Annotated in this window: 7 protein-coding genes and 3 pseudogenes; 3 read left to right on the forward strand and 7 right to left on the reverse strand. The window is 39.2% G+C overall.

What is annotated here, in order from left to right; genetic code table 11:
• Nucleotides 1-1,057: 1,057 nt before the first annotated feature.
• The 3 genes from AACL31_RS02680 to AACL31_RS02690 all read left to right on the forward strand — a co-directional run bounded on the left by AACL31_RS02680 (nucleotide 1,058) and on the right by AACL31_RS02690 (nucleotide 3,682).
• Nucleotides 1,058-2,692 carry an SIR2 family protein gene (locus tag AACL31_RS02680; protein ID WP_310511305.1) on the forward strand — a complete coding sequence of 545 codons (1,635 nt, stop codon included), beginning with the start codon at nucleotides 1,058-1,060 and terminating at the stop codon, nucleotides 2,690-2,692.
• A 5-nt stretch (nucleotides 2,693-2,697) separates the two neighbouring features.
• Nucleotides 2,698-3,444 (forward strand): hypothetical protein, encoded by a 747-nt coding sequence (locus tag AACL31_RS02685; protein ID WP_339053731.1) that lies wholly within the window; start codon nucleotides 2,698-2,700, stop codon nucleotides 3,442-3,444.
• A gap of 61 nt (nucleotides 3,445-3,505) precedes the next feature.
• Nucleotides 3,506-3,682, forward strand: coding sequence for a hypothetical protein (locus AACL31_RS02690; protein WP_339053732.1), 177 nt, complete (start codon nucleotides 3,506-3,508; stop codon nucleotides 3,680-3,682).
• Between the two features lie 122 nt (nucleotides 3,683-3,804).
• On the opposite strand, the gene AACL31_RS02695 is transcribed toward AACL31_RS02690, so the two are convergent.
• The 7 genes and pseudogenes from AACL31_RS02695 to ssnA form a co-directional block, all read right to left on the reverse strand.
• Entirely contained in the window at nucleotides 3,805-4,437 is a 633-nt protein-coding gene (locus AACL31_RS02695; RefSeq protein ID WP_310511303.1) for a M10 family metallopeptidase C-terminal domain-containing protein, read from the reverse strand.
• On the reverse strand, nucleotides 4,428-4,682 hold the full coding sequence (locus AACL31_RS02700) for a hypothetical protein (protein WP_310511371.1): 255 nt from the start codon (nucleotides 4,680-4,682) through the stop codon (nucleotides 4,428-4,430). The genes AACL31_RS02695 and AACL31_RS02700 overlap by 10 nt, the downstream gene beginning before the upstream one ends.
• Nucleotides 4,683-4,768: 86 nt before the next feature.
• Nucleotides 4,769-5,764 (reverse strand): annotated as a pseudogene (locus tag AACL31_RS02705) (M10 family metallopeptidase C-terminal domain-containing protein); the annotation flags it as partial.
• Nucleotides 5,765-6,298: 534 nt separating this feature from the next.
• A pseudogene (locus tag AACL31_RS02710) lies at nucleotides 6,299-7,665 on the reverse strand (NCS2 family permease).
• 405 nt (nucleotides 7,666-8,070) lie between these two features.
• Nucleotides 8,071-10,940: pseudogene (locus AACL31_RS02715) on the reverse strand (molybdopterin-dependent oxidoreductase Mo/Fe-S-binding subunit).
• Nucleotides 10,937-11,716, reverse strand: a complete 780-nt coding sequence (ygfM, locus tag AACL31_RS02720) for a molybdopterin-dependent oxidoreductase FAD-binding subunit (protein WP_310511301.1) — start codon at nucleotides 11,714-11,716, stop codon at nucleotides 10,937-10,939. The pseudogene AACL31_RS02715 and the gene ygfM overlap by 4 nt, the downstream one beginning before the upstream one ends.
• Before the next feature lie 50 nt (nucleotides 11,717-11,766).
• On the reverse strand, nucleotides 11,767-13,089 hold the full coding sequence (gene ssnA, locus AACL31_RS02725) for a putative aminohydrolase SsnA (protein ID WP_339053733.1): 1,323 nt from the start codon (nucleotides 13,087-13,089) through the stop codon (nucleotides 11,767-11,769).
• Nucleotides 13,090-13,091: the final 2 nt, after the last annotated feature.

Here is a 13,091-nt window from a genome sequence, read left to right on the forward strand (position 1 = left end):
TGGAAATTTTTCTAGCAAATTATTTGTCTGTTATTTCAATAACATTATGTAAATAATTGTTTTTATTTAATTATTTTTTATTAAGTCGGATAATTTGATATCAGACAGATTAATGAATTTATCTGAACTATTAAAACAATATATTGACCAATTTTTAGCCGAATAAATACCTATATAATCAGCAAAATGAATAAAAAAATAATGCTTCAGTTCACTAAGAGAAGACCAATAAAAAGTCACTATCCATTGCTTATGACAAGAATAAATTGCTGCAAAATTTAGTTGTTTATTATCTGCAATGACAATGACAATGAAAATAAAATATTAACTAGAAACATATAAAACCAATATTGAAAAAATACTCACTACAGGTGTGCAGCGAAATAATATTTTTCGAATGGCTAATTAATCAAATAATGACTAATAGAGTAAATTAAAAATGTCATTATTGGTGAAGAAGCAGAGGGCTGGTTATTTTCACTTATTACATAAAATTGAATAAAAACCAGTCAATATAATATGGCGAAATTAATTTGGCGGCAAATACGAATATCGAGCACAAAAAATCGCATGATAAAAAATTATTATATGGTATGTAACTAAGCGGTGTTTGGGGTTGGTTTTTGGCTCTGATAGTATATTTTTACTATTGGCTCATATTCACAAATTTCTATAAAAACGAGATAAATAAAAATGTGGTACCTAGCCCTTATATTTATCACAATTTACCTATCGTTAATTTCCTTCATATAAGTATGCTCGATACTTGTACTTTAAGAGTACATTATTTAATAAATTCTATAACTTATTCATACGATAGAAAATATGATGTAGCACAAAGAACATTACTATGAACTAACGTTATTATGGATTATACAGTTCAAACGGTGATGTCGGGTTTAATTTTTCTAAGACTAACCCTCAATTTAGACAAAAAATATTAATAAAATTGTATGGTTAATATGTTTTTGTATCTCTATTTTTCAACTTATTGATTTTTATTAATATAAAAAATTATTTGTTATTTTATTTCTTTGTGTATATGAGGTTATAACGCATGGTTGCCAAATATGATTTACAAGCAAAATTAAAAGCAAAAAAGAGAACAATTAGAGATTTAGCTGAGTATATAAAAATAAATCCCGGGACAACCCCTAATTATTCTCTTTTTTTGGGGGCCGGTGCGTCTGTTACATCTGGTATTAGAACAGCTTCTGATCTGGTGGATGAATGGCGAGAAGAAATTTATAAGAGGTTATCATCGGCTGAATATTCTGGAAAAGAAAATGCAATTGAATGGTTTAAACAAAACCATACTGATTGGTTCGATTCATCGAATGAATATTCATCTTTGTTTGAAATGAAGTTCGATTTAGCATCACAGAGAAGAAGGTTTGTTGAAATTCAAGTTGATAAGAAACTACCATCAATCGGCTATGCTTATTTGGTTGAGCTTTTTGAAACAAACTATTTTGACACGGGATTTACCACTAATTTTGATGATCTTATAAATGAAGCTTTCTACCAATTTTCTTCTAATAGACCCTTATTGTGCGCTCATGATTCATCTATTAAAGGAATATCAATAAGTTCTGCAAGGCCAAAAATTATTAAATTACATGGAGATTATCTATTTGATAGTATAAAAAGCTCGTTAAAAGAGACCGAGAATTTAGAAGCCAATACTAAAGAAAAATTAATGGATTTTGCGAAAGAGTATGGAATTATTTTCGTCGGATATGCAGGTAATGATAATTCTATTATGAAAGTTTTGAAATTCCTCCTTAAACAAGATGATTATTTAAAGAATGGGGTATATTGGTGCAAAAGAGCTGGTGATGAGTTTTCCCCTGAGGTCTTAAAGTTACTTAATAATGATAGAGTATATTGGGTCGAAATAGATGGTTTCGACGAGTTCATGGCTGAATTGACACACAAGCTCGGTGTTGAGCTTTCTCTCGGAGGGAATCAGAAATCAACAAAAAGGGAAAAGATGATAACTAACTTTATTGATGATGAATATCGTCTTACTAATAATGAGGTAATAAGCACAGACATCAAAAAGCTAAAGAAACATGCTTACACTCAAGATATATCATCGTTAATTAATGAATTATCTGATAAAGAGTTTGATGATTCAAAAGTACCTGAGAACGAATTCAAAAAACTACTTTCTGTTGATTCTTTAATAAAAAATAAATCTTATGAACAGGCAGAACTCAAAATTATAAAGCATCTATCAACTGATCTGAGTGAAGGTATTTATGTAAAGTATGTGCAGAGACTTATAAAGATTTATGTTGAAAGATTAGATTTTAAAAAATCTCTTGAATATAGCGAAAAACTCATTGCTATCGACCCCAATAATGTTTCCTATCATTTCACGAAAGCACAACAAATTCAAAAACCAAAAGAAAAAATTATCTACCTGCGAGAATGTCTCGATAAATTTAAATATAGCTTCTCATTGAGGAATTTTTTATCGAAGTGTGTACTGAATTATCTTAGTAATACCATTGATAATGATGCTGATGTAACTTATCAAGACATAGCAAAGTGGTTAAATGAAAGTTTGAGATTTGACGGTAGTTTTGATAATAAAGCTTGGTATATAAAATATAATTTAATAGTTGATATGCATGCTGGAGATATCGATAAAAAAACGCGCATATCGCATTGCAAGAGTTATTGAAAAAAATGGAAGATATAAATCCGCATCATGAAAATTTTCTTACTTTGAAAGGAAAGTTTCTGGCCAAGAAAAAGGATTTAAAAGAAATACAAGATTTTGTAGACGAGTTGCACGATATATACAAAACTTCATCTAACAAAAAGCAGAAATATATCTTGCACATTTTAAGCAAGCTACATTTGTATCTTAATGAATTGCAACAAGATGAAAATTTTGATTTCAGAAAAATAGCTGAATCTTTCTTTGAAAAATATGATACCAATACTAGCTCTGAAACAATAGCCTCCTATCTTCTGTTCAAGGCTTCCTTTGAGATAGGGCAAAATAAAGACATTCAAGAAGGAATTAAAATTGCCAAAAGAGCTCTTGAGTCGAAGTGGCGAACCGGTCACTTGAAGTCGATAGCGCGTATTTTATGTATTGATAAAAATAATATTTCTATCTTACGAGAAGCAATAAATTCTTCTGGCGGTGATCTTTATCCTCCAACCGTGGCCGATCTTAATGCTGACATATATGTTACCGAAGGTGAGTTTGAAAAAGCGCTTGAAATTATTGATGAACAGCGTGCTAACAGTCATTTAAGTCTCGCAGAGTTTTTGTTGTCGAAAAGCTATATGCTACTTAGAATAGGCAGAAATTCTGAAGTAATTAAACTCATTGATTCAAAGATTGATAGTGTTAAAGGTATAAGTGAAAAAGATATTTTAATCATTAATAGAGAAGTTGCAAAAAAAAGCATTAGGGCATAAGCTGAAAGAGAATGAGTTATTGAGTGTAATTTCTCATAATCACTCAAAAGGTCATAAGTCAATGTGTGCGTTTTTCTTGCTAAGTAAATTAAAAGAAGCAAGAAAGATACTAAAGGCATCAATTGAAAAGGATTACCTGAATTATTACGTGATTAAAGAGTGGCCAGCCGTTTCGCAGGAAGAACTTGATCAATTTACCTATCTAGAGAAAGTTGCCGAAGAAGATTTAAAAAAATAAAAATTTTTTAGAGAAAGGGGTGTTATGTTGCATTTTGCGCGTAGCTATGTCAAATATCGCGGCATAACGCTTATTTACTCCACCATCCCAAAAAACGGTGAGCTAAGCTCACCGTTTTACTATTATGCCAGAATAAGATCGCTTTGTTCGACAACGCCAAGGATATGCAGTTCAAAGTCGGGGATGGCATCACCGTCACCATCTATAAATAATCGACTTAAGTTACTTTCTTCATTATAAGTCAACATCATATCTCCCACTTGTTTAGTAAAATAGTCAACAAAATAGAGTTTAGGGTTGCTATTGATATAACTATCCAGCCTAATGGCAGAGAGATCAATTAAGTCAATGCCAGTTTCAAAATCCATAATTTTATCTGGATTGTCGTAAGGTGAATCTTTGATACTGGAAAAAACAAAGGTATCTTTGCCGCTACCATTGTCTAGCTTCTGTGGCTTTTTGTTGTCGCTATACCAATTATTAACATTATTGCTGATATAGTTATTGCTCATCATGCGACTATTTTGTGTTGGCCAGAGTGTGGATTGCTGTTGGTTACAGTAACCATAATTGTTACAATTGGTGGGTTGATTGGGCAATGCGGCATTGTAAGTAATAGAATATTGCCAGGGAGAGCTATAATCATAACTATAACCATTAAAATTGTTCATCATCGGGTAATAAAATATGGGAGTACTGCTATAGCATGATGTCGGTGTTGTCCAATAACAAGTGTTAGTGTTATTCACCACCATGGTGAGGTTATGCAGTTGTTAGGGATGCTGGTAACTTCATTATCATTATCCTCTTGTGGCAGCTCATTATCGGCATCTTGCGGTAATTCATCATCATAATCATCTTTTGGTTGTTTATTATTAATATCTTGTGTTGGTTGATGATCATGAATATTGTTGGGAGGTTGGTCATCTGTTTTTTTATCTGGCATGATAGTGTCACGATTGCCACCCCATAATATATCTTTGCCTTCCCCTCCATAAATACTATCTCTACCTTTACCCCCTCGATGATATTGTCAGCACTGTTGCCGATAATAACGTCATTGCCTGAGCCACCGATTGCATTTTCAATAATGACGCCCCGAGCAATTGAGACATTGGCTTTTAAGCTGCCAATATCGGAGAAGGAGGCTTCATTTAAGTTAATGCGTTGGTTTTGATAATAACCAGAAAAATCTAGTGTATCGTTACCGCCGGCATCCCAGACACAAAAAACCACTTTCTGGTTACTGTTGGTTATGGTATAGAAATCTCTATCGCTATTGGAATGAAATCCGTAAATGGTATCGCCAGTTCGAGTAGTAGTATTGGCACCATGAATTTTTTGTATGGCGGCAATATTATGCATTAGTGGCCCGGTTGGGTAATAGGTATTGTTATAGATATAGTAACCGAGACTCTCATCATAATGATGGTTAGCGCCAGTATTTGTTTCTTCCCAATAGCTCATAACGCTATATTGGCGTGAGTCTTGTTTATAGGAAGCATTCAGTGCGTAACCGCCGTTTGATGATTCATAATTGCCAGGATGGCTAAGCCCTAATGTATGACCTATTTCGTGAGTGTAAGGATTGCGACCATAATTTCCCAAGGCTGGCTGTGAGTTATCATTACTATCAAGGTTGAACCAAATGTGGTTTTCCATATGGCTATTGGTAGTATTGCCATAGTAATCTTTTTTAATATGTGAGTTGGTCTCTGTAAAGGCATGATCAAAACCATGATAATTACCGAAGGTGATCATGGCTTCTTCCGTAGATTCTACTTCAATTAATTCTATATTAGCGACATCTTGCCAGGTTTGTAAGATTAGTCTGGCTTGCTGTTGTTGGTATGCGGTTAGGCCGCTTGGGTTAGGATTATAGCCATGATAAGTCAGACTTTGGCTGCTTTCTCTCGGATATTTAGCCCAATCCGGAAAGGAGTAGGTGATTTTTAAGGTTTTATCGTCCGTCTGTTTATGGGCTTCTTGCCAACCTTTGGTTGCATATCCTTTGGTAAGCTGTTTAACTGCTTGATCAATCGTGTAAGATTCTTTGTTTTTTCCATATAAGGAATTATCCATAATTTTTACTTTCTCCAATTTACAAATTATTAATTTTGATTGCTCCCTTTTGTGCTCGCTAGGTTTCTTATTTTATGGTTATTTGCTATTGATAAGTTGTTATCTGGCACCTTTTTGCTTTTAGTTTATTGATGTTCAAATGTTTAATAATTGTTATTTAAATGCGGTATTATGACCTTGTTTATGATCAACTTATTCACCGATTCATTAGCAAATAAAAAGTTATCATCAAATTCTTTTGGTTTTTAGATTAAAAAAATATCTTTTTTACCCTTTTGAGTAACAAAAAACCTTACTGGTCATACCTAATTTAAATTTACTAATCAATCACTTACGAATGAAATATTCACTTATATAGTGTTGATTTATTTATGTCAGGCTAGCTGATTGGTTAAATTGAATAAAAAATGACGCATCAAATGACTGATAATTTGATTTTGTTATGGATAATAATCTGTAATATTGTTGCAATAAAAAATTATTTAGTCGGAGAAGAAATTTTTTCCGAATCATCTTTCAGATTCGGAAAAAGAACTAAATCGCTAAGCCGCCATAATAAAAAATGACTAACAGTAGTGTTAGGAGCAGGGTGCTGGCATTAAGGCAATGCCATTCTTTGGCAAAAATACGGCCGATAACCAGGGTAACAAAACCAAACATTAGGCCGGTTGCGATATTACAAGTGAAAACAATAAAAACAGCGAACACCAGGCCAGACATGGTGTCAACAAAATCATTAAAATTCAGTTTTGAGACATTCTGTAACATTAGTAAGCCAATGTACATTAACGCTGGTGCGTGGCGTAATGGGGAATTAACAGTGATAGCGGTGCTAAAAATAACATCAATAAGAAAAGAGTGCCTACCATCACGGCGGTTAAGCCGGTTTTGCCACCTGCTGCTGTGCCTGCTGTTGATTCTAGGTATACCGCAGCAGGTGATGCGCCCATTACGCCCGCAAAAATAGAGCTTACTGAATCTATGGTAAATGCTTTGCCGCTATCGATAACTTTATCCTTTTTATCTAGTAAATTGGCCAGACCGGCTACTGCGCGTAGGGTGCCGGTCGCATCAAATATGGCGGTGATAATCAGTGCTAACGCATAGGGTAACATTTGTGGTTGTAAGGCGGCGCTAATGTTCAAGCTAAAAGTTAGTGATTGGCCACTATCATCAGTTAGCTTGGGTAAGGCAAATACGCCTTGAAATTGTATACTGGGATCAAATATCAGCCCCACAATAGAAATAGCAATGATCACCAATAAAATACTGCCGGGTATACGGTGTTTTTCTAGACCAAAAATAATAGCCAGACCCAATAGCGACATAATGGCCGGGAATGAGGTAAAGTCGCCAAGGGCAACCGGTAATCCGGCTAGTGGGTTTTTGGTGATTAAACCAACACCATTAGCCGCAATCAACAGAATAAAGAGTCCGATACCGATACCAGTGCCATAGGCAATACCTTGTGGTAAATGGCGTAATATCCAGGTACGGATGCCGGCAATTGAGATAATGACAAGAACAATACCCATTAAGAAAACAATACCCAGTACAATTGGGATACTAATTTGTTGTCCTAATACCAGACTGAAAGCGGTAAAGGCGCACATTGAAGTGGTGCAGCCTATTGCCATCGGTAAGTTTGCCCATAACCCCATCAATAATGAACCAAGGCCAGCAACTAAACAGACCACCGTGAAGGTAGTGTTTGGCGGAAAACCCGCCTGGCTCAACATGTTTGGAATAACGACCACAGAATAAACCATGGCTAGGAACGTGGTGATGCCGGCTAAAATTTCTTGCCGAACATTGCTGTCACGTTCAGTAATTTTGAAAAATGTTTCGAGGGCTGTTGCCGTCTGTGTTTCGGTTGGCGCCTCCGGTAAATTGGCAGACATAGTGCTGACCTCTTAGCGTGATTATGTGAAAGACGATGTGTTTGCAGGTGAACCATTCAAATTGTCGATTAGTGGTTTTAGGCGGGTTGTAATAAGCCGGTTGGCAACATGATAAAATAGGCTGAAGATAGGGATTGTTATTAATCTGAGCGTATGATAGATGAGCGTGGTTGAGTCATTTTGGTTATTTTTACATAGTATCCGACCTATTTTTTTATAATGACAATCAGAGCTGTCGGTAATTTTATTTTGCTGACCGATGACCAAAAAATCGTCAATATTCGCCTTCTGCTGTTATTTGTCGGCTAAAAAATTGCTTATTTAAGTCTGCTAAGTGAAGCAAATTAAAATAGTTAATTGATGGTTGCAGCCTGAGTGGGAGGCTGCTAAAGCAGCCTCAATTAATTACAGTTTTCCCAAGGCAGTTAATATTTTCTCTGGCGTAAAAGGCCAATCGCGCAACCAAATATTACAAGCATCATGGATAGCAGAGGCAATAGCTGGTGCGGCGCCATTGACGCCAATTTCAGAGATAGATTTGGCACCAAACGGCCCAACTGGATCGTCACTGGGAACCAGGAAAGCACCAAAGTCAGCCGGAATATCGCCGATCTTGGGTGCACCGTAGCTGCGCAGATCGCGCGTTAGTGGATTGCCTTGGCTATCATATTGGATCTCTTCGGTTAGACTGTGGCCGATGGCGCGTAATGTGGCACCATAAATTTGACCAAGCGCTAAATCTGGGTTAATCGGGGTACCACAATCGAGTAGTGCGTAGAATTTGTCGAGCCGAATTTGGCCAGTTCGTAGATTAACTGCGACCTCAGCAAAATTGGCACCAAATGGAGAGGCAAAATCATTGGTGACGTAGCTGGCGGTGGCTACCAGTACACCAAATCCGGTGCCGGTTTCCGCTTGATGGGCAATTTCGGCATAACTGATTTGACCCTGTTTTCCACAGACGATGCCAGGGTGTGCCAACGAAACATCCTCTTTGGGCTCGTTGAGTATTTGCGCGCCATGAAAAAGTATTTTTTGGCGTAAGTTTTCCGCCGCTTTTTTGGCGGCATTACCCGAGAAGCAGGTGCCGGATGAGGCATATGCCCCTTTATCAAACAGGGCATGGTCGGTGTCGCCAGAAATGACATGGATTTTATTCAACGGGCAGCATAATACTTCGGCACACAGTTTTCCCAATACGGTATCTAAACCGGTACCAATATCGGCGCCCCCAGAATGAACAATAAAGGTGCCATCAGATTCTAGCTTGATCATGCAGTTTGCCTGATCAATTTCTGGAATACCCGATTTTTGCATAATGATGGCAACCCCTTTACCGATCCACCAGTCGCCTGAAGCAGGTTTCGGTCCCTGCCAGTCAATCAATTGGCGTCCTTTACGCAGGATTGGTGTTAAGGCACAACTGGCGGCGGTGGGCGCGCTGGGGGGCATTTTCCCTTCACCGATAGCGCCAAGGATCTTCAACTCTTGGCCTTCTTGAACCCGATTAAGCTCAATCAGATCCAGCTGATCAATACCTAATTTTTCCGCCAATTCAGCCATGGCCATCGTTAGCGCAAAATTACCTTTAGGTGCACTATAGCCTTGATAGGCGCCGGCTGGACAGATGTTACTGTAATAAGTGGTGACTTGAAAATTAACATTATCGCAGGGGTAGAGAGGCAATGACAGCGCTGGGCCATTACTGGGTACGGTTAGCGCATGATTGCCATAAGGGCCGGTATTGGCGCGGAAATTCATGTCGATCGCAGTCAGTTTTCCGTCGTTAGTCGCACCGAGTTTAACGGTCACCTTAGCCACGTGGCGTGAAGTATTGGCAATAAACTCTTCTTCACGGCTATAACGGAAGTAGACCGGTCTACCCGTTACGCAGGTAGCCCAGGCACAAACTTCTTCTAATAGCATATCTTGTTTGGAGCCAAAGCCGCCACCAACTCGTTCTTTAATGACATGGATTTTATGCTGTTTTAGCCCAACGATACGTGCAACCTGGCGACGGAGGTGCCAGGGTACTTGAGTTGAGGCGTGGATCACTAAGCGATCACCATCCATATAGCTATAGCAAATATGTGGCTCGGCAGGACACTGTTGTACTTGTTTAGATTGGTAGGTACGTTCGATAATTACATCGGCTTTAGCAAATCCGTCAGCAATATCACCGATGCTACCATGAATACTAGCCGCAATATTGTTGATTGGGCGGGCACCGATCGGAAAGTTGATGATCATCTGCTCGCCGCGATTTACCGCCTGTTGATTTTGCTGTACCAGATCAGCAGGTGCACCTTTGATATAAAATACCGGCTCATCATGGACAATCGGGGCATCTGCAGCCATCGCTTCGTCAATTGGCATGACAGGTTTTAATACCTGGTATTCCACTTCGATAAGTTTTAGTGCTGCCAGCGCAATTTCCTCATTTTCTGCCACAACGGCCGCCACGCGATCGCCAACATGGCGTAGTTTCTTGCCAAACATCCGACGGTCAAGGGGGAGGGTTCTGGCGCGCTTTGTCCACCAGGGGTGTAGTAGATATCTGGGCAGTTAAGGTGGGTAATGACATGGATGACACCAGCTAGTGCTTCCGCTTTGGTGACATTAAGTTGTCTGATCACGGCATGGGCATGGGGACTGCGGAGCATTTTTATCACGCAGGCATTGTGGGCAATGCGATCTTCGACATAACAGGGTTTAGCTTGCACCATTTTGGCCGAATCGGTTTTAGGATGGATTTTGCCTATTAAGGTCAAGTCGTCGCGAAAAATGGGGGCAACGGTTATTTGATGAGCAGGATCTATCAGCCGATTTTTGGCTAAATCGACGACCGTATAAAACTGTTGGTAGCCGGCATCGCGACTAAATAAGCCAGACAGAGCGTCATCGATCTGTTCACGATCAGGATCAGTAATGCGGTTTAGTAAGTCAGTGATGATCAATGCTGCAGCGGGATCATTGTAGCCAGATTGCACAATGCCGACATCGATCATCGCTTGTTGAACAATACTGAGTTGATTCCAACTAGCGAGTGATTCAGCCGTAACAATGGTTGCGTTATCCAGTTGTGCGGCGATCAGTAGTGAAGCATTATGGATGGTCTGATTAAATAAGATAGCATCAGAGCCATCGAAGCCAAATCCATCGTCACTATTACGAACTGAATGCATGCCAAGATTGAAAAGCAGTTGCTGAACATTGTCACCCGCTTTGCACTCCAGTTCTTTGGGGCCGCCATTTAGTGTGAAACGAACCATCATTTGCTTCTCTCCTCTTTTTGCCGGCAATCGGTCAATAGATCAGATATCAAAATGCCGGCAATGTAACGTTGGTATGCTGCGCTTCCTAATAAACTATCTGTTGGATGAATTGCATTACTAACCGCTTTTTCCAGTTCTTCTCCTGCTAATGTTAATGATTCGATAGCATGCAAGCGGCGTGCTTTCTCACCGACACCATCCAGGGCGATGCGGTATTCCTGATTATCGCTGATAGCCACCGCCGCCGTAATAACTGCCCAACCGGCGGCTGAATGGCTGATTTTGCCGGTGCTACAATGGTCAAAAGGTTTCTTGATAATAATTTCACTTAACAGTCGATCATCAGGTGCGGCTAAGTAATCTTCCAGCGACAAGAGTTGCCCATCGGCACACAGTAGCTGTGTATCTAACACTAATAAGACTGGAAGTAGAACTGATTCCGTTTGTTGGGCGGCTATCTCACCACCAATGGTAGATTGATTGCGTAGATGGCGAGAGTAGATAAAGCCTAACGCCTCATACAGTGCTTGGGGAATAGACGGTGTATCGCGTAATTGCTGTAACTTAGTGAGTGCTCCAATACGTAATGTACCGTTATCCCAATCAATACTATTCATCGGTAAGTTTTGTAGCGAAATGGCTATTTTGCATTCAGTTTTAGTCGGTGTTGCGTTTAATTTGCTGCCACCAGCAAACCAGACTGCCTGATGTTGAAAACGGCGCTTAAGATCCATTGCCTGTTCAATGGTGGTTGGTCGGAAAAATTGCTCAATCATAATCCACCTGTTAATAGCTATTTTTTGTTGTAAGAGAAGGTGTTAGGTTTTTATTTCAGTGTGTTTATTCGTTGCCACAATTTAGCGGCAATTTTTCTGGCTTCAGCGTAAATAGGTTGATGATCGAAAGTAAATTGTCGATTTTCATAAACCATAACACCGTCTATTATTACGCTATCAACACTGGCTGAACTTAAACCAAAGGCCAGATGTCCGGCGATATTTTCTGCTTGTAGTGGTGTTGGTGCTGCATAATCACAAATCGTTAAGTCAGCTTTATAACCCTTTTCTAGCCGGCCAAATTTGGCATTGAAGTTGCGTGCTAGTAAGGTATTACCACTCCACAGATAGCGCGTAAAACTATCTGGCCATAGTGATCCGCCGGCATCGCGATATTTAAAAAAGGCAAATTTCAATTCTTCCAGCATATCTGAACCGATGCCATCAGTGCCTAAAGCGACATTGTGGTAATTCGCTAATTGCGCGTTATAACCGACATGATTATTCATATTAGAGCGGGCGTTATGTACCAGGAAACCACCATTTTGATTAAGGATTTGTATATCGTTGATAGACAAATAGAGCCCATGAGTAATTAATGTTTTGTGATTGCTCAGATTGTATTCGGCTAAACGTTGTAAGGGATCTTTACCGTATTTATCATGGCTATGGGAGACATCATAGTGATCTTCTGCTACATGAATGTGCAAACCGCGTTGGGTTTCTTTGATGGCGTTTTGTAATAGACCAAGTCCGTCATTGGATACCGTAAAGGGGGCATGAGCACCAATGTGGGCTTCTACCAAATAACGTTCTTTGTCTTTGGTGCTATCAATATATTTGGCGAAGTTAATATTTTCTTCAATACCAGCCTCGAGCTCTTGCAGACCACCATTGCGATCAGTGGTTTCAAAGCAGGTCATGCCTCGTAATCCGGCTTTCAAAAAAGCGTTACGTAAAGTGTGCAGTGAGCCATGAATAAAATTGGGTGAGGCGTGATGGTCGATAACGGCAGTACAGCCACTTTTAATCGCTTCTAATGCGCAAATCAGGCCACTATAGTAAAGCGCTTCTTCATCCAAAGCTCTGTCCAGTCGCCACCATAAATTTTTTAGAGTAGAAATAAAATCTGGGCAGGGAGGAATTTGCGCCATGATGCCCCGGGATAAGCCAGAGTAGAAATGGTTGTGGGCGCAGACAATACCAGGCATGACAATGCGGCCATTCATCTGTTTAATTTCTGCGGTTGGAAAACGGGCGGTCAAATTTGGGCCAATAGCCAAGATCTCTGTATCCTGGATAGCAATATCGATATTTTCTCTCACCCGGGCAGGCTCAAATTCTACTGTCGTGGCATTTTTTAAAATTAGCATAA

Source organism: Arsenophonus endosymbiont of Crataerina pallida, from assembly GCF_964020125.1.
In the GTDB taxonomy this organism is placed as follows: domain Bacteria; phylum Pseudomonadota; class Gammaproteobacteria; order Enterobacterales; family Enterobacteriaceae; genus Arsenophonus; species Arsenophonus nilaparvatae.